Origin of the sequence: Streptomyces sp. NPDC014894 (genome assembly GCF_043080985.1) — a bacterium.
Taxonomy (GTDB): Bacteria; Actinomycetota; Actinomycetes; order Streptomycetales; family Streptomycetaceae; genus Streptomyces.
The window spans coordinates 670,706-694,733 of sequence record NZ_JBIBWD010000001.1; the positions used below are offsets into that span (position 1 = coordinate 670,706).

At 71.2% G+C, this 24,028-nt stretch carries 18 protein-coding genes; 10 read left to right on the forward strand and 8 right to left on the reverse strand.

All coding sequences use genetic code 11. The annotated features are described in order from the left end of the window. Positions 1–37: 37 nt before the first annotated feature. The gene (locus ACF089_RS02865; RefSeq protein ID WP_392020879.1) at positions 38–1,087 is read left to right on the forward strand and encodes an LLM class F420-dependent oxidoreductase; all 1,050 of its coding nucleotides are present in this window, start codon (positions 38–40) and stop codon (positions 1,085–1,087) included. Between the two features lie 274 nt (positions 1,088–1,361). Beyond that, a complete protein-coding gene (locus ACF089_RS02870) occupies positions 1,362–2,147 on the forward strand; it encodes a ferritin-like domain-containing protein (protein ID WP_392020881.1) in 786 nt (261 codons plus the stop codon). Between the two features lie 37 nt (positions 2,148–2,184). Here the strand turns inward: ACF089_RS02870 and ACF089_RS02875 are convergent, their stop codons facing one another. Then, complete coding sequence (locus ACF089_RS02875; RefSeq protein WP_392020884.1) at positions 2,185–3,186, reverse strand: magnesium and cobalt transport protein CorA; 1,002 nt, start codon at positions 3,184–3,186, stop codon at positions 2,185–2,187. Between the two features lie 59 nt (positions 3,187–3,245). On the opposite strand from ACF089_RS02875, the gene ACF089_RS02880 reads away from it, so the two are divergent. The 4 genes from ACF089_RS02880 to mshC all read left to right on the forward strand — a co-directional run bounded on the left by ACF089_RS02880 (position 3,246) and on the right by mshC (position 6,769). After that, on the forward strand, positions 3,246–3,941 hold the full coding sequence (locus ACF089_RS02880; RefSeq protein WP_392020887.1) for a histidine phosphatase family protein: 696 nt from the start codon (positions 3,246–3,248) through the stop codon (positions 3,939–3,941). A gap of 79 nt (positions 3,942–4,020) precedes the next feature. After that, a complete protein-coding gene (locus ACF089_RS02885) occupies positions 4,021–4,611 on the forward strand; it encodes a DUF3090 domain-containing protein (RefSeq protein WP_392020889.1) in 591 nt (196 codons plus the stop codon). Continuing rightward, on the forward strand, positions 4,575–5,393 hold the full coding sequence (locus ACF089_RS02890; protein ID WP_392020891.1) for an SCO1664 family protein: 819 nt from the start codon (positions 4,575–4,577) through the stop codon (positions 5,391–5,393). Before ACF089_RS02885 ends, ACF089_RS02890 begins: the two co-directional genes overlap by 37 nt. A 146-nt stretch (positions 5,394–5,539) precedes the next feature. Further along, positions 5,540–6,769, forward strand: a complete 1,230-nt coding sequence (gene mshC / locus ACF089_RS02895) for a cysteine--1-D-myo-inosityl 2-amino-2-deoxy-alpha-D-glucopyranoside ligase (RefSeq protein WP_392020894.1) — start codon at positions 5,540–5,542, stop codon at positions 6,767–6,769. A gap of 307 nt (positions 6,770–7,076) precedes the next feature. On the opposite strand, the gene ACF089_RS02900 is transcribed toward mshC, so the two are convergent. From ACF089_RS02900 to ACF089_RS02920, 5 genes are all read right to left on the reverse strand, one after another. Then, positions 7,077–8,432 carry a PAC2 family protein gene (locus ACF089_RS02900; RefSeq protein WP_392020897.1) on the reverse strand — a complete coding sequence of 452 codons (1,356 nt, stop codon included), beginning with the start codon at positions 8,430–8,432 and terminating at the stop codon, positions 7,077–7,079. 310 nt (positions 8,433–8,742) lie between these two features. Beyond that, positions 8,743–10,353, reverse strand: coding sequence for an FAD-dependent oxidoreductase (locus ACF089_RS02905; RefSeq protein WP_392020900.1), 1,611 nt, complete (start codon positions 10,351–10,353; stop codon positions 8,743–8,745). A gap of 5 nt (positions 10,354–10,358) precedes the next feature. Next, positions 10,359–11,906: a glycerol kinase GlpK gene (gene glpK / locus ACF089_RS02910; RefSeq protein ID WP_392020903.1), complete on the reverse strand. Its 1,548-nt coding sequence runs from the start codon at positions 11,904–11,906 to the stop codon at positions 10,359–10,361. Between the two features lie 73 nt (positions 11,907–11,979). Continuing rightward, on the reverse strand, positions 11,980–12,765 hold the full coding sequence (locus ACF089_RS02915) for an MIP/aquaporin family protein (protein WP_392020905.1): 786 nt from the start codon (positions 12,763–12,765) through the stop codon (positions 11,980–11,982). A 570-nt stretch (positions 12,766–13,335) separates the two neighbouring features. Beyond that, positions 13,336–14,100, reverse strand: a complete 765-nt coding sequence (locus tag ACF089_RS02920) for an IclR family transcriptional regulator (protein ID WP_392021600.1) — start codon at positions 14,098–14,100, stop codon at positions 13,336–13,338. A 241-nt stretch (positions 14,101–14,341) separates the two neighbouring features. Between ACF089_RS02920 and metH the strand changes: the two genes are divergently transcribed. The 3 genes from metH (at position 14,342) to ACF089_RS02935 (ending at position 20,964) form a co-directional block, all read left to right on the forward strand. Next, positions 14,342–17,863, forward strand: a complete 3,522-nt coding sequence (gene metH, locus ACF089_RS02925; protein WP_392020908.1) for a methionine synthase — start codon at positions 14,342–14,344, stop codon at positions 17,861–17,863. A 310-nt stretch (positions 17,864–18,173) separates the two neighbouring features. Next, the gene (locus tag ACF089_RS02930) at positions 18,174–18,875 is read left to right on the forward strand and encodes an HAD family hydrolase (protein WP_392021602.1); all 702 of its coding nucleotides are present in this window, start codon (positions 18,174–18,176) and stop codon (positions 18,873–18,875) included. Positions 18,876–19,374: 499 nt separating this feature from the next. Continuing rightward, a complete protein-coding gene (locus ACF089_RS02935; protein ID WP_392020910.1) occupies positions 19,375–20,964 on the forward strand; it encodes an ABC transporter substrate-binding protein in 1,590 nt (529 codons plus the stop codon). Positions 20,965–21,066: 102 nt separating this feature from the next. Here the strand turns inward: ACF089_RS02935 and ACF089_RS02940 are convergent, their stop codons facing one another. Next, complete coding sequence (locus ACF089_RS02940; RefSeq protein WP_392020912.1) at positions 21,067–21,738, reverse strand: response regulator; 672 nt, start codon at positions 21,736–21,738, stop codon at positions 21,067–21,069. Positions 21,739–21,748: 10 nt separating this feature from the next. Next, the gene (locus ACF089_RS02945) at positions 21,749–22,633 is read right to left on the reverse strand and encodes a RecB family exonuclease (protein ID WP_392020914.1); all 885 of its coding nucleotides are present in this window, start codon (positions 22,631–22,633) and stop codon (positions 21,749–21,751) included. A 115-nt stretch (positions 22,634–22,748) separates the two neighbouring features. Between ACF089_RS02945 and ACF089_RS02950 the strand changes: the two genes are divergently transcribed. Beyond that, positions 22,749–24,005 carry a site-2 protease family protein gene (locus ACF089_RS02950; RefSeq protein ID WP_392020917.1) on the forward strand — a complete coding sequence of 419 codons (1,257 nt, stop codon included), beginning with the start codon at positions 22,749–22,751 and terminating at the stop codon, positions 24,003–24,005. Positions 24,006–24,028: the final 23 nt, after the last annotated feature.

A 24,028-nucleotide genomic window follows, 5' to 3' on the forward strand; every position in this document is an offset into this window, starting at 1 on the left:
GAACACGGACGTTACTGATCAGTAAGAGGGAGCGGTTATGCGGCTCGGCATCAACCTCGGCTACTGGGGCGCGGGCATGGACGGCGACAATCTCGCGGTCGCCCAGGAGGCCGACAGGCTCGGCTACGACGTCTGCTGGGCCGCGGAGGCGTACGGCTCCGACGCCCCCACCGTGCTGGCCTGGGTCGCCGCTCAGACCGAGCGGATCGACGTCGGCTCGGCGATCCTCCAGATCCCGGCCCGGCAGCCCGCGATGACCGCGATGACCGCGGCCACCCTCGACTCCCTCTCCGGCGGACGCTTCCGGCTCGGCCTCGGCGTCTCGGGCCCCCAGGTCTCCGAGGGCTGGTACGGGGTGAAGTTCGACAAGCCGCTCGCCCGCACCCGTGAGTACGTCGAGATCGTCCGCCGGGCCATGACCCGCGAACGTCTCTCCTACGAGGGCGACCACTGGACGCTCCCGCTGCCCGGCGGTCCGGGCAAGCCCCTCAAGCTCACCGTCCACCCCACGCGCGAGCACATCCCCCTCTACATCGCCGCGATCGGCCCCAAGAATCTGGAGCAGACCGGCGAGATCGCCGACGGCGCGCTGCTGATCTTCGCCGCCGCCGAGCATCTGGAGTCCACCGCGGTCAGCCATCTGCGCGCGGGCCGGGAGAAGGCCGGCAGGACCATGGAGGGCTTCGACGTCTGTCCCACCCTGCCGCTGGCCGTCGGCGACGACATCGACGCGCTGGCCGACACGTTCCGCCCGTACACCGCGCTGTACGTCGGAGGCATGGGCAGCCGGAAGCAGAACTTCTACAACCAGCTCGCGCGGCGGATGGGGTACGAGAAGGAGGCCGCCGAGATCCAGGACAAGTACCTCTCCGGCGACAAGAACGCCGCCGCGGCGGCCGTGCCCCGCAGTCTGATCGACTCCACCACGCTCCTCGGTTCCGTGGAGCGGATCGCGGACCGGATGCAGGCGTACGCGGCGGCCGGGGTCACCACGCTCACCCTCGCCCCCGCGGGCTTCACCCTGGAGGAGCGGATCGCCGCCCTGCGCGCGGGCGCCGAGGCCCTGGAGCGGGCCCAGCCGGCGTAACGGCCGCTTCCCGCGGGCGGCCGGGCGGTCCCGGGCGCGTCCGGCCGTGCCCGCGCGCCCGGCGAAGGCCCCGCCCGGCCCCGCCCGCCGGCCCCGGCGCCCTCGGCAGCCCGCGTACGACCACCCGCCCCGGCCGCCCCCGTACCCCCGCCCGAAGCCCCCGCACCGGCCCCGCGTCCACCGTTCGGCGGAGTTTGCCCGCCCCAGCTGTTGCCCCGACCTCCCCATCGCGTGTCAGCTTTTCCTGGGGGAGTGCTCAGGAGGTGTGCCCGTCATGCTCTCGGCCCGAAGCCTGTTCCAGGAAATCGTCGACGACGACTCGGCCTATCAGCTCTTCTGCTCCATCGCCGCCAGCGGCGAGGCCCAGGGCGGCTGGGAGAACGGCCGGATCGCCGCCCTGGTGCCCGAGAGCATGCGCGCTCTCGCGCCCAGGATCGCCCGGCACGGGGCGGACGAGGACAAGCACGGCAGGATCTTCAACGCGCTCCTCGCCAAACGCGGCCTCGAACCCCTCCCCGTACCCCCGGAGACCGACTACACGATGCTGCTGGAGCGCCACGGCATCGGCCTCGCCCACGAGAAGCTGCGCCGCGACGAACCCCTCACCGAGGAGGACATCGTCGTCTACCTCTCCCACAGCCGGGTCACCGAGCAGCGCGCCGCCGACCAGATGGACATGCTCGTGCGGTACTTCGGCGACCATCCCGAGGTCGGCAGGGCGATCAGGATGATCAGCCGGGACGAGGACAACCACCTCGCCTACTGCCACGAGGAGCTGCTCGGCCTCGCCGCCGCCGGACACGGCCGCACCATCCACCGGGTGCTGCGCGACAGCGCCCTGGCCGAGATCAAGGTCTACCGCGATGTGAGCCTCGCCGTGATGGCGCACATGGGCCGGCTGCTGCACTGGTCCCCGCCCAAGTCCGCCGCGCTCGCCGCGGGCGTCCGGGGCGTGTACGCGTACGAGAGGTTCGGCGGCTGGCACCGCATGATCGGCCTCGCCATGCCGGAGCGGCGCGGCGCGCTCGACGGGCCGCCCGTCCCCGCGCCCGCCGTCTGAGCGGCCGGCTCCGCCCCCGTGCTCGGGCGCCGCGGCCCTACAGCCAGCCGCGGCGCTTGAACAGCCGGTGCAGGCCGTAGACCGCGCCCGCCATCACCGCCAGCACGGTGGGATAGCCGCCGACCCACCCCAGCTCGGGCATGTGCGCGAAGTTCATGCCGTAGATCCCCGCGACCATCGTCGGCACGGCCGCCATCGCCGCCCACGCCGAGATCTTGCGCATATCGTCGTTCTGCCGCACGCCCTGCTGTGCCAGATGAGCGGCCAGGATGTCCGACAGCAGCCGGTCCAACCCCTCCACCTGCTCGTTCGCCCGGGTCAGATGGTCCATGACATCGCGGAAGAACGGCTGCGACCGCGCGTGGACGAACGGCACCCCCGCGCTCGCCAGCCGGGACATCGGCCCCGCCAGCGGCCCCGTGGCCCGCCGGAACTCCAGCACCTGCCGTTTGAAGACATAGATCCGCGCGGCCGTCGGCGGCCCCGACGCGCCCGAGCCGCCGCCGGGGGCGAAGACCGCGGCCTCCATCTCCTCCAGGTCCACCTGAAGCTCCGCCGCGACCTCGATGTAGTGGTCCACCACCGCGTCGCTGATCGCGTACAGCACCGCCGTCGGACCGTGCACCAGAACGTCGGGCTCCGACTCCAGCCGTTCGCGCACGGCGGCGAGCGGAGCGCCCTCGCCGTGCCGGACCGTCACCACGAAGGAGTCGCCGATGAACAGCATCAGCTCGCCGGTGGTGACCGTGTCGCTCCGCGTCTCGTACACCACCGGCTTCAGGACCACGAAGAGCGAGTCGTCGTACACCTCCAGCTTGGGCCGCTGATGGGCCCGCAGAGCGTCCTCGACCGCCAGCGGATGAAGCCCGAACTCCGTTCTGACCAGCTCGAACTCCTCCTCCGTGGGCTCGTGCATCCCGATCCACAAGAAGGCGTCGCCGCTCGCCCGGGCCCGGGCGAGCGCGTCGGAGAGGTCGCCCGGCCCCTCGGTGCGACGCCCGTCACGGTAGATGGCGCAGTCCACGATCACAGCGCGCATTCTCCCGCGCGGGCCACCCGGGCGCACCCCGGGGGCCGGCTCCGCCTAGGCTTGTGGTCATGGCCACGCTGATCCTCGTACGCCACGGACGTTCGACCGCCAACACGGCGGGAGTGCTCGCCGGCTGGACCCCGGGCGTCCGTCTCGACGACCGCGGAGCCGCGCAGGCGGCCTCGCTGCCCCGGCGGCTCGCCGAAGTGCCGATCGCCGTCGCGGTCAGCAGCCCGCTGGAGCGCTGTCTCCAGACGCTTCAGCCGCTGCTGGACGCCCGGCCGGAGCTGGAGCCGCGCACCGACGAGCGGATCGGCGAGTGCCACTACGGGGACTGGTCGGGCCGCAAGCTCAAGGAGCTGGCCGGCGAACCGCTGATGGAGGTCGTCCAGCGGCATCCCTCGGCCGCCGCCTTCCCCGGCGGCGAGTCCCTGCGCGCGATGCAGGCCCGCGCGGTCGACGCCGTACGGGACTGGAACGCCAGGGTCGACGCCGAGCACGGCGAGGACGCGGTGTTCCTGATGTGCTCGCACGGCGACATCATCAAATCGCTCGTCGCCGACGCGCTCGGCATGCATCTCGATCTCTTCCAGCGGATCCATGTCGAACCGTGTTCCGTGACAGCGATCCGTTACACCCGGACCCGGCCGTTTCTTCTCCGTCTCGGCGACACCGGGGACCTCGACGACCTCGCGCCGCGCGGCGGCGGGGAGCGGGCCGGCGCGGGAGACGCGGTGGTGGGGGGCGGCGCGGGCGCCCCGTGATCGCCCGGCGCAGTAGGGTGGACGCGCCGAAAGTCCATGACCGTCCACAGGTCGTTCCCAAGATTTCAAGGGAGAGAGCGTGTCCCGTCAGGTGTTCCTCTACGACCCGCCGGACCGGTTCGTCGCCGGTACGGTCGGGCTGCCTGGACGCCGTACGTTCTTTCTCCAGGCGTCCTCCGGAGGGCGCGTCACCAGCGTGGCGCTGGAGAAGACCCAGGTGGCCGCTCTCGCGGAGCGGATCGACGAGCTGCTGGACGAGGTGGTGCGCCGCACCGGGGGCAATGCCCCGGTGCCCGCCGTGGCCCCCGCCGACGTCGCGGACACCGCGCCGCTGGACTCCCCCGTGGAGGAGGAGTTCCGGGTCGGCACGATGGCGCTGGCCTGGGACGGCGAGGAACAGCGAATGATCGTCGAGGCGCAGGCGCTGGTCGAGCTGGACGCCGAGTCGGACGAGGAGCTGGCGGACGCCGAGGAGCGGCTGCTCCAGGACGAGGAGAACGGCCCCCCGATGCTCCGGGTGCGGCTGACCGGCGCCCAGGCGCGGGCCTTCGCCAAGCGCGCGCTGGACGTGGTGAACGCCGGCCGTCCCCCCTGCCCGCTGTGCAGCCTGCCGCTCGATCCGGAAGGACATGTATGCCCGCGCCAGAACGGATACCGACGGGGAGCGTGACCTCGCTGGATCTGCTCGCCCGGGGCGAGCTGGCCGTGCGCGGCCGGGTCCGCGAGGCGTCCAACGCGGTGCTGTTCTGCTCCGTCTCCCACGAGGGCCGGGAGGCGTCGTGCGTCTACAAGCCCGTCGCCGGGGAGCGCCCGCTGTGGGACTTCCCCGACGGGACGCTGGCCGAGCGCGAGGTGGCGGCGTACGAGGTCTCCGAGGCCCTCGGCTGGCATCTGGTGCCGCCCACCGTGCTGCGGGACGGACCGTACGGCCGGGGCATGGTCCAGCTCTGGATCGAGGCGGATCCGGACGCGTCCCTGCTGGCGCTGGTCGAGGAGGAGGAGCCCGGCGACGGCTGGAAGGCGGTCGGCCTCGCCGAGGTGGGGGAGGGGCGCACGGCGCTGCTCGTCCACGCCGACGACACCCGGCTGCGACGGCTGGCGGTGCTGGACGCGGTGATCAACAACGGCGACCGCAAGGGCGGTCATCTGCTGCCCGCGCCGGACGGGACGCTCTACGCCATCGACCACGGGGTGACCTTCAACGTGGACGACAAGCTGCGGACGCTGCTGTGGGGCTGGGCGGGGGAGCCGCTGCCGCCGGACGCGCTGGAGGCCCTGGAGACGCTGGCCGCCGCGCTGGCGGACGGCGGGGCGCTGGCCGCCCGGCTGGCCCCGCTGATCACCCCGGCGGAGGTGGCGGCGGTCCGGGCGCGGGTCGAGGCCCTGCGGACCTCCGGACGGCACCCGGTCCCCTCGGGCGAATGGCCCGCGATCCCCTGGCCCCCGGTCTGACCGCACGCGGGCGCGGGTCCCGGTCCGGCTCCGGACGGACCGCCGGGAGGGCGATTGCGGACATGTGCCACTCCCGAGGGTGTCCAACCAGCCAATCGGCGTGATCCGGTTCGTAAACGGATCAGTCGTCCGGTTAGGCTCAAGGAATGCATGCCTGGCCCGCTTCTGAGGTCCCCGCCCTGCCTGGCAAGGGCCGCGACCTCCGGATCCACGACACCGCGACCGGTGGGTTCCTGACCCTCGCCCCCGGTCCCGTCGCCCGTATCTATGTCTGCGGCATCACGCCGTACGACGCGACCCACATCGGTCACGCGGCGACCTACAACGCGTTCGACCTCGTTCAGCGCGTGTGGCTCGACACCAAGCGGCAGGTTCACTACGTCCAGAACGTCACCGACGTCGACGACCCGCTCCTGGAACGCGCCATCCGCGACGGACACGACTGGACACAGCTCGCCGAGCGCGAGACCGCCCTCTTCCGCGAGGACATGACGGCGCTGCGGATGCTCCCGCCGCGCCACTACATCGGAGCCGTCGAGGCGATACCCGGCATCGTGCCGCTCGTCGAGCGGCTGCGCGACGCGGGGGCCGCCTACGAACTCGAAGGCGACGTCTACTTCTCCGTCGAGGCCGACCCGCACTTCGGCGAGGTCTCCCACCTCGACGCCGAGGCCATGCGGCTGCTCTCCGCCGAGCGCGGCGGCGACCCGGACCGCCCGGGGAAGAAGAACCCGCTCGACCCGATGCTCTGGATGGCCGCCCGCGAGGGCGAGCCGAGCTGGGAGGGCGGCAGCCTCGGCCGGGGCCGACCCGGCTGGCACATCGAGTGCGTGGCCATCGCCCTGGACCATCTCGGCATGGGCTTCGACATCCAGGGCGGCGGCTCCGACCTCGTCTTCCCGCACCATGAGATGGGCGCGTCCCACGCCCAGGCCCTCACCGGCGAGCACCCCTTCGCCCGCGCGTACGTCCACGCGGGCATGGTCGCGCTCGACGGCGAGAAGATGTCGAAGTCGAGGGGCAATCTGGTCTTCGTCTCGGCGCTGCGCCGCGACGGCGTCGACCCGGCCGCCATCCGGCTCGCCCTCCTCTCCCACCACTACCGCGCCGACTGGGAGTGGACCGACGCCGTCCTCCGGGAGGCCGTGGCCCGCCTCGACCGCTGGCGCGCGGCCGTCTCGCGCCCCGACGGCCCCTCCGCCGACGCCCTGGTGGAAGAGGTCCGCGAGGCCCTCGCGAACGACCTCGACGCGCCCGCCGCCCTGGCGGCCGTGGACCGCTGGGCCGACCTCCAGCACGCCGGCGGCGGTACGGACGAGGGCGCGCCCGGCGTGGTCTCCCGTACGGTCGACGCACTGCTGGGGGTCGCGCTCTAGGCGCGCGGCCGACAGACGAGCACGGTACGACGGCGGGGGCCGGGCGGTCACGACGACCGCCCGGCCCCCGCCGCCGTACCGCCCGGCGCGCCCGGCCCGCCCGTGGACCGTCTCCGGCGCCCGGCCCGGTGTGGACGGGCCCGTCACTCGCCCTCGCCCGCAGACGGCCCCCGGCACCCGGCCCGGGACGGTCCCGTCCCGTCCGCCGGGTACGAGCCCGGAGCCCCGCCCGGGGAGACGAGCCCCGGCGCAGCCGAGCGGGGCGGGGTCCACATGGACCCCGCCCCGCTCGGCGTGCGGTGGAGTGTCAGCCCTCGCGGGGCTCTTCCCCGTTCTCGTCCCCCTGGTCCGCGCTCTTGCCGCGGCCCCGGGTCCTGCCGGTGCCGGTGCCCGTGCCCGGGCCGGGCTCCCGCTTCGTCCTGGACCTGGGCTTCGGCTTCGGCCGGGGCGGGTCCTTCCGCTCGGCGGCCTCGGGGGGCGGTGAGCCCTCCGGGCCCTCCGACAGGTCCCGTTCCGACGAGCCTCGTTCCGACGGGTCCCGTCGCGACGGCTCCTCGGCCGCCTGCGGCTCGGAATCGGCCGCCCGCCCGGCGGAGTCCTCGGGGGAGTCCTCGGCGGCGCCCTCCGCCGACTGAGCCGACTGCGCCGACTCCGCCGCCCGGGAGGGCTCCGACGGCCCCGGCGATTCCGACGCCCCCGGCGACTCCGGTTCCGCCGGCTGCTCCGAACGCGCCGCCTTCGGCGGCCGGTTCAGCCCGGTCGCGGAATCCCGCAGATACGCGGCGCCCTCGCCGCCGTCGGTGGCGACACCGGGCCCCGGCCCGCCGTCCCGCCGCCGCAGATACCGCTCGAACTCCCGGGCGATCGCCTCGCCCGAGGCCTCCGGAAGCTCCGCCGTGTCCCGCGCCTCCTCCAGCGTCTGGACGTACTCCGCCACCTCGCCGTCCTCGGCGGCCAGTTGATCCACGCCCAGCTGCCACGCCCGGGCGTCCTCGGGGAGTTCGCCCAGCGGGATCCGCAGCCCGATCAGATCCTCCAGCCGGTTCAGCAGCGCCAGCGTCGCCTTCGGATTGGGCGGCTGCGACACATAGTGCGGCACCGCCGCCCACAGGCTGACCGCCGGCACTCCGGCGTGCGTGCACGCCTCCTGGAGAATCCCGACGATCCCGGTCGGCCCCTCGTACCGTGTCTCCTCCAGATCCATCGTCCTGGCCAGATCCGGGTCCGAGGTGATGCCGCTCACCGGCACCGGCCGGGTGTGCGGGGTGTCGCCGAGCAGCGCGCCCAGGATCACCACCATCTCCACGCCCAGCTCATGGGCGAATCCAAGGATCTCGTTGCAGAACGAACGCCAGCGCATGGACGGTTCTATGCCCCGCACCAGCACCAGGTCACGTGGCTTCTCGCCGCCGACCCTGACCACGGAGAGCCGGGTCGTGGGCCAGGTGATCTTCCGTACTCCGCCGTCCAGCCACACCGTGGGCCGATTGACCTGGAAGTCGTAGTAGTCCTCGGCGTCCAGCGCCGCGAAGACCTCGCCCTTCCACTCCCGGTCCAGATGCGCGACCGCGGTGGAGGCGGCGTCGCCGGCGTCGTTCCAGCCCTCGAACGCGGCCACCATGACCGGGTCGATCAGCTCGGGTACCCCCTCGAGCTCGATCACCCAGTGCCTCCTTCCGACGTGCCTCTCGTACGGCCCCAACCTTACGGCGTGCGGGGTGTCCCGCCGCCGCCCTCGCGCACGGGCGGGTGAACTTCGCCGAGACGTGCCCGATCCGCCTCAGCTACCCATCCGCCTGCTCGTTCATCCAAGCGGTCACCGGCGAATCTCCCCCGCGGGCGATCTTTTCTCCCAGCGCGAACACGGCGCCGACACAGCGCGAACACGAGAGGGGCGGCCCCCGCCCGGGAGCCGCCCCACACCGTCCGTCACCGCGCCCGGGGTCGCGCCCCCGGGCCCGTACGACGCCCCGCTACGACTTGTCGCCGAGGAGGTCCGTCACCCGGCCCCGGATCTCGTCCGTGGCCAGACCGCGGATCGTCAGCGTCGTCCGCCGGCGCAGCACGTCGTCGGCGGTCTCCGCCCACTCCTGGTCCCGCGCGTACACCACCTGCGCCCAGATCTCCGGCGCGTCCGGGTGGATCCGCTCGGCCAGCGCCGGGTCGTCGTTGGCCAGCCGCGCGATGTCGAAGGAGAGCGAGCCGTAGTGGGTGGCCAGATGACGCGCGGTGTCCGCGGCCATCCGCGGCCCCGGCGTACCGCCGTCGACCAGCAGCCGGTGCGCCACCGCGTTCGGGTTGGCTATGCCCGGCAGCGGAAGCTTCTTCGGCAGCCGCGAGATCGGCTCCATGTCCTCCGCCAGCGGGTGCCCGGGGAGCGCCGCCAGCTTGTTCATCACCGTACGGCCGATGTGGCGGAAGGTCGTCCACTTGCCGCCGGCCACCGACAGCATCCCGCCGCGGCCCTCCGAGACCACCGTCTCGCGCTTCGCCTTGGAGGTGTCCCCGGGGCCGCCGGGCAGCACCCGCAGACCGGCGAAGGAGTAGGTGATCAGATCCCGCGACAGCTGCTGGTCGCGGATGGAGAACGCGGCCTCGTCCAGGATCTGCGCGGTGTCCTTCTCATTGACCGACACATCGCCCGGGTCGCCCTCGAACTCCTCGTCCGTGGTGCCCAGCAGCAGCATGTCCTCCCAGGGCAGCGCGAAGGTGATGCGGTACTTGTCGATCGGGGTCGCCAGCGCGGCCTTCCAGGGCGAGGTGCGCTTGAGCACCAGGTGCGCGCCCTTGGAGAGCCGGATCGACGGAGCCGCGTTCGGGTCCTCCATCCGGCGCAGGTGGTCCACCCACGGGCCGGTGGCGTTCAGCACCAGCCGGGCGCCCACTCCGAACTCCGTGCCGTCCAGCCGGTCCTTCAGCTCCGCGCCCGTGACCCGGCCCTTGGTGAACCGCAGCCCGGTGACCTCGGCGTGATTGAGGACGGTCGCCCCCGCCGCGACGGCCGCGCGCACCGTCATCAGCGCCATCCGGGAGTCGTTCATCTGGTCGTCGCCGTAGACGGCGACGGCCTTCAGATTCTCCGTGCGCAGCTCGGGCACGTCACGCTGCGCCTTGGCCGCGCTGATGACATGGCCGACGCCGTCGCCGAACGCGGAGAGCGCGGAGTACGCGAACACGCCCGCGCCGAGCTTCGCCGCACCGTGCGGTCCGCCCTTGTAGACCGGCAGATAGAAGGTCAGCGGGTTGGCGAGGTGGGGGGCCACCTCACGGGAGACCGCACGGCGCTCGAAGTGGTTCTCCGCGACCAGCTTCACCGCGCCGGTCTGCAGATAGCGCAGACCGCCGTGGAGCAGCTTGGAGGAGGCGGAGGAGGTGGCGCCGGCGAAGTCGCCGGCGTCCACCAGGGCCACCCGCAGCCCGGACTGGGCCGCATGCCAGGCGGTGGAGATGCCCAGGATGCCGCCGCCGATCACCAGGAGGTCGTACGTCGCCTTGGAGAGCTGCTCCCGAGTCTCGGCACGGCTCGGGAGGGAGCCGGACGCCGGATGCGCTCCGAGGGCCGGAACGCTCTGCAGGGTGGTCATGTCGATTACTCCTCTTCCTCGAGCCAGCCCATGGACCGCTCGACGGCCTTGAGCCAGTTCTTGTACTCGCGCTCACGCTGCTCGGCGTCCATGCGCGGGGTCCATTCCGCGGCCCGGCGCCAGTTGGCGCGCAGCGCGTCGGTGTCCGGCCAGAAACCGACGGCCAGACCGGCGGCGTAGGCCGCGCCGAGGCAGGTCGTCTCGGCCACCATGGGACGCACCACGGGCGCGTCCAGGAAGTCCGAGAGGGTCTGCATCAGCAGATTGTTGGAGGTCATTCCGCCGTCGACCTTGAGCGCGGTCAGCTCGACGCCGGAGTCCTTCGTCATGGCGTCGGTGATCTCGCGGGTCTGCCAGGCGGTGGCCTCGAGAACGGCGCGCGCGATGTGCGCCTTGGTGACATAGCGGGTGAGACCGGCGATCACTCCCCGCGCGTCGGAGCGCCAGTAGGGGGCGAACAGTCCGGAGAAGGCGGGCACGAAGTACGCGCCGCCGTTGTCCTCCACGGACAGGGCCAGGGTCTCGATCTCGGCCGCGGAGTTGATTAGGCCCATCTGGTCGCGCATCCACTGCACCAGCGAACCGGTGACCGCGATCGAGCCCTCCAGGGCGTAGACGGCCTTCTGGTCGCCGATGCGGTAGCCGACGGTGGTCAGCAGTCCGTTGTACGAGTTGACGGGCGTCTCGCCGGTGTTCATCAGCATGAACGTGCCGGTGCCGTACGTCGACTTGGCCTCGCCCTCGGCGAAACAGGTCTGGCCGAAGAGGGCCGCCTGCTGGTCGCCGAGCGCGGAGGCGACCGGGATGCCGTCGAGGATGCCGCCCTTGGCGAGGCCGTACACCTCGGAGGAGGACCGGATCTCGGGCAGCACCTCGGCCGGGACCTCCATGGAAGTGAGGATCTTGTCGTCCCACTTCATGCTGTAGAGGTTCATCAGCATGGTGCGCGAGGCGTTGGTGACGTCGGTGACGTGCACGCCGCCGTCGACGCCGCCGGTCAGATTCCAGATGACCCAGGAGTCCATGGTGCCGAAGAGGATCTCGCCGCGCTCGGCGCGCTCGCGCAGGCCCTCGACGTTGTCGAGCAGCCAGCGGACCTTGGGTCCGGCGAAGTAGCTCGCCAGCGGCAGACCGGTCTCGCGGCGGAAGCGGTCCTGGCCGACATTGCGGCCCAGCTCCTTGCAGAGCGCGTCGGTGCGGGTGTCCTGCCAGACGATGGCGTTGTGGACGGGCTCACCGGTGGCCTTGTCCCAGAGCAGGGTGGTCTCGCGCTGGTTGGTGATGCCGATCGCCTTGACGTCGGCGGCGGTGATGCCCGCCTTGTCGAGCGCGCCCGCCACGACTTCCTGGACGTTGGTCCAGATCTCGGTGGCGTTGTGCTCGACCCAGCCGGGCCTGGGGAAGATCTGCTCGTGCTCCTTCTGGTCGACGGAGACGATCCGGCCGTCCTTGTCGAAGACGATGCAGCGGCTGGAGGTGGTGCCCTGGTCGATGGCCGCGATGAACGGGCCGTGGCCGTGGGACGAGGTTCCCGTGGTGTGTGCGTCGGTCACGATGTGCTCCTGCTGGATACGGAGGGGATACGGCTGTACCTGTACGGCGTACGTATACGGCGTGCGTTCACGGTCAGACGAACGCGAGGTTGTAGATACCCGCGGCGAGCGCTCCGCCGGCCAGCGGACCGGCGATCGGGATCCAGGCGTAGCCCCAGTCGGAGCCGCCCTTGTTGGGCAGCGGCAGCAGGGCGTGGACGATACGGGGGCCCAGGTCACGGGCCGGGTTGATGGCGTAGCCGGTCGGGCCGCCCAGCGAGAGGCCGATGCCGACCACGACCAGGGCGGTGATCAGTCCGCCGAGGATGCTCAGGCCCTTGCCCTCGTCGTTGAGGCCCTGGGTGAGCACGGCGAGCACGAGCACCACGGTGCCCAGGATCTCGGTGGCGAGGTTCTGCCAGACGACGCGGACCTCGGGGCCGGTGGCGAAGATGCCGAGGACCGGTCCGGCCCTGTTTCCGTTGTGCGGACCCTCGATCGGCTTGTCGGCCGGGTCGCCGATGATCTCGGGATCGGTGAGATGTGACTGGAACTGGCCGTAGTACGCGACCCAGGTCAGCGCCGCGCCCAGCATCGCGCCGAGGAGCTGGCCGGCGAGGTAGACGCCGAAGTGGTCCCAGACCCCGTCCTTGATGGCGATGCCGAGGGTGACGGCCGGGTTCAGATGAGCGCCGGAGAGCGGGCCGCTGATGTAGACGGCCGTCATCACCGCGAAGCCCCACGCGAGAGTGATGGCGAGCCAGCCGGCGCCGCGCGCCTTGGAATTCTTGAGGGTGACGGCGGCGACCACGCCACCGCCGAGCAGGATCAGAACAGCTGTTCCGATGATCTCGCCGATAAAGATGTCGGAGCTGGACACCGCGACTCCTTTGTCCTTCGTCCAGGGGAAGGCGGACCCCGGGGTCACACCGGTGGTCCGCGCCCTCAGGTGAGGGCGTTGTCGGCCCTTGGCGCTTGTCACACTCTAACGGGTATCGCCGGTAGGTGTTCGACAATGCCGACCGATGAACGGCAGTTTTGTCCCTGGTTAACATGGCGTCAAGGGTCGTATGCCCCCAAAACCCGATCGTTATCGATGATGCGCCAGGGCGCCAGGAACCGCCCGGCGCGTGTTCGGCCATCGCCGGCCCGGCCCCGGCCGGAAGCCGGGGGCGGGGGAGCGGGGGCCGCCGCGGGGCGCGCCGGCCAACCGAGTCTCAGGCTTCCGGCCGGCCGGACCTCGGGGCAGGCCGGCCGTGCCTCGGAACCGGCCGGTCGTGTCTCAGAACCGGCAGGCAGCGCCTCAGATCCGGCCGCCCGTGTCTCAGGACAGGCGGGCCGCGCCTCGGAACCGGCCGGTCGTGTCTCAGAACCGGCAGGTAGCGCCTCAGGGCAGGCCGCCCGTGTCTCAGGACAGGCGGGCCGCGCCTCGGAACGGGCCGCCCGCGCCTCAGAACCGGCCGGCGCCCAGATCGCGGGAGACCGAACGGGCGCACTCGCGCACCGCCGCCACCAGCTCGGACCGCAGCTCACGGCCTTCGCACACCCGCTCCACCGCACCGGTGATGGCGACCGCGCCCACCGGCATCCGCCGCCGGTCGTGGATGGGGGCGGCGACCGCCGCCACCCCCTCCCAGGTCTCCTCCACATCGCTCGCCCACCCGCGCGCGCGGGTCAGATCGAGCAGCGACTCGAACTCGGCCGCGTCGGTCACCGTCCGCGGGGTGAACGCCTCCCGCTCGACCTCCAGGGCCTCCGTGTGCGCCACCGGGTCGTAGGCGGCCAGCACCTTCCCCAGGGCCGTGGAGTGCAGCGGCTGCATGGCCCCCACCTCCAGCACCTGGCGGCTGTCGTCGGGCCGGAAGACATGGTGGACGACGAGCACGCCGTGCTGGTGGGCCACGCCCAGATGGACGCTCTCGCCGCTGGAGCGGGCCAGGTCGTCCGTCCAGACCAGGGCGCGGGCGCGCAGCTCGTGCACGTCCAGATAGCCGGTGCCCAGCCGCAGCAGCTCCGCCCCCAGCTGATAGCGCCCGGAGGCCGGGTCCTGCTCGACGAAGCCCTCCGCCTGGAGGGTGCGCAGGATGCCGTGGGCCGTCCCCTTGGCCAGATCCAGCGAGGAGGCGATGTCCGAAAGGCCCAGCCGGCGCTCTCCGCCCGCGAGCAGTCGCAGCATCGCCGCCGCACGCTCGAGTGACTGGATGCTCTTCGCCATCGGATCGGCCCTCTCCCACTGCTGTTCGACAATGCTGAACACTATCGGTCGATGTCGACCTCGGTCAGTGTGGAGCGAGTATCTCGCGGCAGACGGGTTCACAGAAACCCCTCGGCCAACTTGCGTCCGTCCCGTGGGACACCCACGACTCGGCGCGCCCCGCCCGGCTACTCTGGCTCCGTGCGCCCTCCCGCCGGAAGGCGCAAAGCCGACAGCCGTCGCATCCCAGGGAGCTCATTCCATGGCCTCGTCGCCGACCTCTTCCGCCCCTTCCGCAGACAGCCGGACCAGGATCGCAGCCCTTCGCGAGGCCCTCGCGACGAGAGTCGTCGTCGCCGACGGTGCGATGGGCACCATGCTCCAGGCGCAGGATCCGTCCCTCGATGACTTCGAGAATCTCGAAGGCTGCAACGAGATCCTGAACGTGACCCGCCCCGACATCGTCCGCTCGGTCCACGAGGCCTACTTCGGCGTCGGCGTCGACTGCGTGGAGACCAACACGTTCGGAGCGAACTTCGCGGCGCTCGCCGAGTACGACATCCCCGAGCGGGTGCACGAGCTGTCGGAGTCGGGCGCGCGGATCGCGCGGGAGGTCGCCGACGAGTTCACGGCCGAGACCGGGCAGCAGCGCTGGGTGCTGGGATCGATGGGCCCCGGCACCAAGCTGCCGACGCTGGGCCACGCCCCCTACACGGTGCTGCGGGACGCGTTCCAGGCGAACGCGGAGGGCATGATCGCGGGCGGCGCCGACGCGCTGCTGGTCGAGACCACCCAGGACCTGCTCCAGACGAAGTCGGCGATCCTGGGAGCACGGCGCGCCCTGGACATCTCGGGACTGGATCTGCCGCTGATCTGCTCGGTCACGGTGGAGACCACCGGCACGATGCTGCTGGGCTCCGAGATCGGGGCGGCGCTGACCGCCCTGGAGCCGCTGGGCATCGACATGATCGGACTGAACTGCGCCACGGGCCCGGCCGAGATGAGCGAGCATCTGCGCTATCTCGCCCGCCACTCCCGGATCCCGCTGTCCTGCATGCCGAACGCGGGCCTGCCGGTCCTCGGGAAGGACGGCGCGCACTATCCGCTGTCCGCGCCGGAGCTGGCCGACGCGCAGGAGACCTTCGTCCGCGAGTACGGACTCTCGCTGGTCGGCGGCTGCTGCGGTACGACGCCGGAGCATCTGCGGCAGGTGGTCGAGCGGGTCCGGGGCCTGGTGCCGACGGCCCGGGAGCCGCGTCCGGAGCCCGGCGCCGCCTCGCTGTACCAGACGGTGCCGTTCCGCCAGGACACCTCGTACATGGCGATCGGCGAGCGGACGAACGCCAACGGCTCGAAGAAGTTCCGGGAGGCCATGCTGGAGGCCCGCTGGGACGACTGTGTGGAGATCGCCCGGGACCAGATCCGCGAGGGCGCGCACATGCTCGACCTGTGCGTCGACTATGTCGGCCGGGACGGTGTCGCGGACATGGCGGAGCTGGCCGGCCGGTTCGCCACCGCCTCCACCCTTCCGCTGGTGCTGGACTCCACCGAGGTGGAGGTGATCCGGGCCGGTCTGGAGAAGCTGGGCGGCCGCGCGGTCATCAACTCGGTGAACTACGAGGACGGCGACGGCCCGGAGTCCCGCTTCGCGAAGGTCACCCGGCTGGCCCAGGAGCACGGGGCGGCGCTGATCGCGCTCACCATCGACGAGGAGGGCCAGGCCCGTACCGTCGAGCACAAGGTCGCCATCGCCGAGCGCCTCATCGACGATCTGACGGGGAACTGGGGGATCCATGAGTCGGACATCCTCATCGACACCCTCACCTTCACCATCTGCACCGGCCAGGAGGAGTCCCGGAAGGACGGCATCGCCACGATCGGGGCGATCCGGGAGCTGAAGCGCCGCCATCCGGATGTGCAGACCACCCTGGGCCTGTCGAACATCTCCTTCGGCCTGAACCCGGCGGCCCGGATCCTGCTGAACTCGGTGTTCCTGGACGAGTGCGTCAAGGCGGGCCTGGACTCCGCCATCGTCCACGCCTCCAAGATCCTGCCGATCGCCCGGTTCGACGACGAGCAGGTCACCACCGCGCTCGATCTGATCTACGACCGGCGCGCCGAGGGCTACGACCCGCTGCAGCGGCTGATGGCGCTCTTCGAGGGCGTCAACACCAAGTCGATGAAGGCCGGCAAGACGGAGGAGCTGCTGGCGCTGCCGCTGGACGAGCGGCTCCAGCGGCGGATCATCGACGGCGAGAAGAACGGTCTGGAGCGGGATCTGGACGAGGCGCTGGAGGAGCGACCGGCGCTCGCGATCGTCAACGACACCCTGCTGGAGGGGATGAAGGTCGTCGGCGAGCTGTTCGGATCCGGACAGATGCAGCTGCCGTTCGTGCTCCAGTCCGCCGAGGTGATGAAGAACGCGGTGGCCTATCTGGAGCCGCACATGGAGAAGTCGGACGCGGAGGGCAAGGGCACGATCGTGCTGGCCACGGTCCGCGGCGACGTCCACGACATCGGCAAGAACCTCGTCGACATCATCCTCTCCAACAACGGCTACAACGTGGTCAACCTGGGCATCAAGCAGCCGGTCTCCGCGATCCTGGAGGCGGCCGAGGAGCACCGCGCGGACGTGATCGGCATGTCCGGCCTCCTGGTGAAGTCCACCGTCATCATGAAGGAGAACCTCCAGGAGCTGAATCAGCGGAACATGGCCGCCGACTATCCGGTGATCCTCGGCGGCGCCGCGCTGACCCGCGCCTATGTGGAGCAGGACCTCCACGAGATCTACGAGGGCGAGGTCCGCTACGCCCGGGACGCGTTCGAGGGGCTGCGCCTCATGGACGCGCTCATCGCGGTCAAGCGCGGGGTGCCGGGGGCGGTGCTGCCGGAGCTGAAGCAGCGGCGGGTCGCCAAGCGGGACACCCCGCTGCTGGAGGTCGCCGAGCCCGAGATCCCGGCCCGCTCCGACATCTCGGTCGACAATCCGGTGCCGACGCCGCCGTTCTGGGGGACGCGGGTCATCAAGGGCATCCAGCTGAAGGAGTACGCGTCCTGGCTGGACGAGGGCGCGCTGTTCAAGGGGCAGTGGGGGCTCAAGCAGACCAGGGCCGGGGACGGCCCCTCCTACGAGGAGCTGGTGGAGAGCGAGGGCCGGCCGCATCTGCGGGGCTGGCTCGACAAGCTCCACACCGAGAACATGCTGGAGGCGGCCGTGGTCTACGGCTACTTCCCCTGTGTCTCCAAGGGCGACGACCTGATCCTGCTGCACGAGGACGGCTCCGAGCGCACCCGCTTCACCTTCCCCCGCCAGCGCCGGGGCCGGTATCTCTGCCTGGCGGACTTCTTCCGCCCCGAGGAGTCCGGCGAGGTCGACGTGGTGGGCCTCCAGGTCGTGACCGTGGGCTCCCGGATCGGCGAGGCCACCGCCGAGCTGTTCGCCTCCGACTCCTACCGGGACTACCTCGAACTCCACGGTCTGTCGGTCCAGCTCGCCGAGGCGCTCGCCGAGTACTGGCACGCGCGGGTCCGCGCCGAGCTGGGGTACGCGGGGGAGGACCCGGCGGACGTGGAGGACATGTTCGCGCTGAAGTACCGCGGCGCGCGCTTCTCGCTCGGATACGGGGCCTGCCCCGATCTGGAGGACCGGGCGAAGATCGCGGACCTGCTGCGGCCGGAGCGCATCGGGGTCCATCTCTCGGAGGAGTTCCAGCTCCACCCGGAGCAGTCCACCGACGCCATCGTCATCCACCACCCCGAGGCCAAGTACTTCAACGCCCGGTAGGGACCGCGTCACCGGCCGTCCCCGGGACCCGGAGAGGCCCCGGGGACGGGCCCTCCGCCCCTGGCCCCCGGGCCCGGGGCGGCCCGCCTCCGCGCCGCTCCGGGCCCGGGGACGGCCCTGCTCCGGGCCCGGAGACCGGTCCGGAGAGGGCCGGTCCGTTATTCCCGGGCGCGCGCGCCGGAGCGGACGTACACTGGTCGGTCCCAAGCAGGCCGGTCGACTCTTCTCGCGGGAAAGCCGCGGGAAGAAGGCGACCGGCCTTCTCGTCCCCACCGGAGGTGTGCCGATGACCAGCACGGTCCCCGCTTCGCTGACCAGCAGGGTCCCCGCGTCGTTGACCCGTCCGGCGGGAGGGGCCGCGCTGGAGGCGGTCTTCCTGGACATGGACGGCACCCTCGTGGACACCGAGGGCTTCTGGTGGGACGCGGAGGCCGAGGTCTTCGCGGACCTCGGGCACGAGCTGGACCCGGCCTGGCGCGATGTGGTCGTCGGCGGCCCCATGAGCCGCAGCGCGGGCTATCTCATCGAGGTGACCGGCGCCGACATCTCCCTGCCGGAGCTGACCGTGCTGCTCAACGACCGGTTCGAGGCCAGGATCGACCGGGGCGTGCCGCTGATGCCCGGCGCCGAGCGGCTGCTCGCGGAACTCGCCGCCCACCGGGTGCCCACCGCCCTGGTCTCCGCCTCGCACCGCCGCATCATCGACCGGGTGCTGGCCTCCCTCGGCCCCGAGAACTTCTCGCTCTCCGTCGCGGGCGACGAGGTGCCGCGCACCAAGCCGCACCCCGACCCCTATCTGCTGGCCGCGAGCGGGGTGGGCGCCGACCCGGCCCACTGCGCCGTCGTCGAGGACACCGCCACCGGCGTCGCCTCCGCCGAGGCGGCCGGCTGCCGGGTGGTCGCCGTCCCCTCGGTGGCCCCCATCGCGCCCGCCGAGGGCCGTGTCGTCGTCGGCTCTCTCGAAGAAGTGAACCTCAGCTTTCTCCGCGGCCTCATCACGCCTATGAACTGAGTCATGCACGGTCCGTGTTTCTTGAATGTCGAAGAAACTCGGAGAACGCCGGTCGATATTTCCCACTGGCCGGAAAAGCGTTTATGAAAGACCCTTCTGATAACTTTTCGAACGTGACGTTCGTCACCGAAAACGCCCTGGACGGATTCGTCCCGGCCGGTCACAGACCCTCCTGGCGTGCGCCAGGAGGGTCTTTGTGTCCACATTCATGGAGTGGTGTACGAAACATTCCATGGCATGGCCATTCACTCACCGACACAAGCCATCACTGAGCGAATGCGAGCCATCTGTGGGCCGGTGAACCCCCACGGCCCTCTCGGACTAATCTCTTCGCGAGCCTTCGCCGCAACACCGATGCGCCCCGGCGGTCGCGCAACCGCCGCGAACACAGGACCGATCGTCCTGATTCCACGGACCGGTCGAACCGCCCCACAGGGCGGCTGCGGCGAAGCCTCCCGTACCAGCTGTATCCCAGTGCCGGATGAGGAGAACGTCCAGGATGAACCGTAAGACTCTGGTGCTGCCGGCCGTGGTCGGCCTGCTCGCACCCGTACTCGTCGCCTGCGGCAGTACGGAGAGCGGGGCCGGTGGCGGCGACGCCATTGTCGTGGGCACTACGGATCAGCTCATCGCCAACAAGGAGGCGCGCGCCCCCCTCGACCCGGCGTTCGCCTACGACACCGGCTCCTGGAACGTGCTGCGCCAGACCGTGCAGACGCTGATGCACGCCCCTCGCGGCGGCGGTGAGCCCGTGCCCGACGCGGCGGAGTCCTGCGACTTCACCGACAACGCCTCGCAGAGCTACCGCTGCAAGCTCCGGGGCGGACTCACCTTCTCCGACGGCACCGCCATCACCGCCGAGGACGTCAAGTTCTCCATCGAGCGCCTGCTCGCCATCAACCACTCCAACGGCGCCGCCGCCCTGCTGTCGAACATCGACACCATCGAGGTGAAGGGCGAGCTGGAACTGGTCTTCCATCTCTCCATCCCGGACGCGACGTTCCCGTACAAGCTCTCCACCCCCGCCGCCGCGATCCTCAACGAGAAGGACTACGACGGCAAGAAGCTCCGCGACGGCCTCGAGGTCGACGGCTCCGGTCCTTACACGATGAAGGCCGAGGACAAGGGCGGCGAGGTCACCAAGGTCGTCTTCAGCAAGAACGACTCGTACAACGGCGATCTCGAACTCCACAACGACAAGGTCGAACTGCGGATCTTCAAGGACTCCGCGGCCATGACCAAGGCGCTGGAGAAGGGCGACATCGACATCGCCACCCGGGAGATGAACTCCAAGCAGATCACCCAGATGCTGGACAAGCCCGACAAGGACATCCAGCTCACCGAGCTGCCCGGCCTGTCCATCCAGTACCTGGCCTTCAACACCGACCACCCGTCGGTGAAGGACAAGGCCGTACGCAAGGCCATGGCCTCCCTCATCGACCGCGGCCAGATCGCCGCCGAGGTCCACAGCGCCACCGCCGAACCGCTGTACTCGCTCATCCCCGCCAGCGTCAACGGGCACAAGAACGCCTTCTACGACGAGTACGGCGACCCCAGCCGCAAGCGGGCCGAGCGGTACCTCGAAGAGGCCAACATCACCACCCCGGTCAAGACCTCCCTGCACTACGCGGCCGACCGCTACGCGGTCAAGGAGTTCGAGGTCATCCGCGACCAGCTGAACGCCTCCGGACTCTTCGACGTCACCATCAAGGGCGCCGACTGGTCCAAGTTCCGCCCCGCCGGACAGCGCGGCGACTACCCGGTCTACGGCCTCGGCTGGGTCCCCGACTTCCCGGACCCGGACAACTACATCGCGCCCTTCCTGGAGAAGGGCAACTTCCTCAACTCCCCGTATGTGAGCACCGAGGCCCGCAAGCTCATCCCGCAGTCCCGCCGCCAGGCCGACCGCGCCGCCACCGGCGACGTCTTCGCCCGGCTCCAGCAGATCGTCGCCGAGGACGTCCCCGTGCTGCCGCTCTGGCAGGGCAAGCAGTACGTCGCCGCCCGCAAGGGCGTCACCGGCGTCGAGCGGCTCCTCAACGGCAGCTCCGACCTCCAGCTCTGGGAGCTGTCCACCACCGGCAGCTGACCCGCCGGCGCTCTCGAAGGGCGTACGACGGAGAACGGCGGCGGGCATCCTGCCCGCCGCCGTTCTCCGTCTACCGCTGTGCCGCCGCTCCCGCCCGAGGGCCTACTGCGCCCCCGGCCGCACCAGACCGCTCTCGTACGCGTACACCGCCGCCTGCACCCGGTCCCGAAGGCCCAGCTTGGTCAGCACATGCCCGACATGCGTCTTCACCGTCGTCTCGCTGACGAACAGATCGGCGGCGATCTCCGCGTTCGACAGACCCCGGGAGACCAGCTTCAAGACCTCCACCTCACGGTCGGTCAGCGTGTTCAGCGTGTCCGGGAGGGGCTCCTCGCCCGACGGGAGATGGCCCGCGTACTTGTCCAGCAGCCTGCGGGTGATGCTCGGCGCCAGCATCGCCTCACCGGCCGCCACCACCCGGATCGCCTGGACCAGCTCGTCCGCCGGGGCGTCCTTCAGCAGAAAGCCGCTGGCCCCGGCCCGCAGCGCCTCCACCACATACTCGTCCAGATCGAACGTCGTCAGCACCAGAACCTTCGCCGGACCGTCCCGCCCGGGACCCGTGATCTGCCGGGTCGCTTCGACCCCGTCCATCCGGGGCATCCGGATGTCCATGAGCACCACATCGGGCTGCAGCGCCCGCACCTGGTCGAGTGCCTGGAGACCGTCCCCGGCCTCGCCCACGACCGCGACGTCCTGCTCGGCCTCCAAAATCATCCGGAAACCGGTACGCAGCAGCGGCTGGTCGTCGACCAGTAGAACGCGGATGGCCACAGGGAACTCCTCACACTCGGTCGGATCCCATTCTGCCCTGACCCTCCGCCTCCCCGGCCGCCGGGGAAACGCCCAGCGGATACACCGGGGGAGTACCCCCGAATTCCGGGCACACGGCCCGATGATCACACCAGCCGCAGAGCTTGGTGGGCCGGGGCCGCCACTCGCCCGACTCCGTCGCCGCCCTGATCGCCTCCCACAGCGCCAGCAGCTTCCGCTCCACCCGCTCCAGATCCGCGGGCACCGGGTCGTACGTCAGCACATCGCCGCTGCCCAGATAGACCAGCTGGAGCCGGCGCGGCACCACCGCCTTCAGCCGCCAGATCACCAGCGCGTAGAACTTCATCTGGAACAGCGCGCCCTCGCTGTACTCCGGGCGCGGGGCCTTGCCCGTCTTGTAGTCGACGATTCTGACCTCGCCCGACGGCGCCACATCCACCCGGTCGATCACCCCGCGCAGCCGAAGCCCCGACTCCAGCTCCGCCTCCACGAACATCTCCCGCTCCGCCGGCTCCAGCCGCGTCGGATCCTCCAGCGAGAACCAGCGCTCCACCAGCGCCTCGGCCTCGCCCAGCCAGCGCGTCAGCCGCTCGCCGCCCTCGTCCCCGTCGAACAGCTCACCCAGCTCCGGCCGGTCCGCCAGCAGCCGGTCCCACTGCCCCGGCACCAGCGACCTCGCCCGCGGAGCCGTGCGCTCCGCCGCCGGAGCGTCGAAGAGCCGCTCCAGCACCGCGTGCACCAGCGTGCCCCGGGTCGCCGCCTCGCTCGGCTTCTCCGGCAGCCGGTCGATCACCCGAAACCGGTACAGCAAGGGGCACTGCATGAAATCGCTCGCCCGCGAAGGCGACAGCGACATCGGCGGCCGGCTCCGCAACGGCTCCTCACTCGTCCTCATGACCACGACCCTACGACCCGCCACTGACAGCGAGCGCAATACCATCGACGTCAGAGGTCGGCACAGCGCATGATCGAGCGAGGGGCGCCCCGCCCCACCGAGACGAAGGGAACCCGTGAACGAGGACGACACCCGAGGCGAGCGCAAGCGGGCACGGAGCGAGGGCCAGGGGGAGAACCCCCGGGGCGTCGGCCGCAACGGCAAACCGCAGCGCCCCGACGGCCCCGGCGGCGGCATCCTCATGGGCCGCCCCTTCGGCGTGCCCGTCTATGTCGCCCCCAGCTGGTTCCTCGTCGCCGCCCTCATCACCTGGGTCTTCGGCGGCCAGCTCGACCGGGTCCTGCCCGACCTCGGCGGCGCCCGCTACCTCGTCTCCCTCTTCTTCGCCGTCGCCTTCTACGCCTCGGTGCTCGTCCACGAGCTGGCCCACACCGTCGCCGCGCTCCGCTTCAAGCTCCCCGTACGCCGTATCCAGCTCCAGTTCTTCGGCGGCGTCTCCGAGATCGAGAAGGAGACCGAGACCCCGGGCCGCGAATTCATCCTCGCCTTCGTCGGCCCGCTGCTCTCCCTCGTCCTCGCCGGAGTCTTCTACCTCGGCATGCAGACCGTCGAGGCCGGCACCGTCCCCGGCGTCCTCCTCGCCGGCCTCATGATCTCCAACCTCATCGTCGCCGCCTTCAACCTCCTCCCCGGCCTCCCCCTCGACGGCGGCCGGATGCTCCGCGCCGTCGTCTGGAAGATCACCGGCAAGCCGATGAGCGGCACCATCGCCGCCGCCTGGGTCGGCCGCGCCCTCGCCGTCGCCGTCCTCATCGGCCTCCCCCTCCTCACCCACACCGGCGCCCTCGGCAACCCCGCCCAGGACATCGGCGGCATGGAGACCATCACCGACGCGCTCCTCGCCGCCATCCTGGCCGCCATCATCTGGACCGGGGCCGGCAACAGCCTCCGCGTCGCCCGGCTGCGCGAACACCTCCCCGAGCTGGAGGCCCGCACCCTCACCCGGCGCGCCGTCCCCGTCGAGTCCGGCACCCCCCTCTCCGAGGCCCTGCGCCGCGCCAACGAGGCCGGGGCCCGCGCCCTCGTCGTCGTCGACGGCCAGGGCGAGCCCACCGGACTCGTCCGCGAGACCGCCATCGTCGGCGTGCCCGAGCACCGCCGCCCCTGGGTCGCCGTCAGCGGCCTCGCCCAGGACCTCACCGACGGCATGCGACTCCCCGCCGACCTCGCCGGCGAAGCCCTCCTCGACCGCCTCCGCACCACCCCCGCCACCGAATACCTGGTGATCGAGGAGACCGGCGAGATCTACGGAGTCCTCTCCACCGCCGACGTCGAGCGCGCCTTCGTCGCCGCCATGGCCCGCCCCCACTGACCCGCGCCCCCCGCCGGCCCACC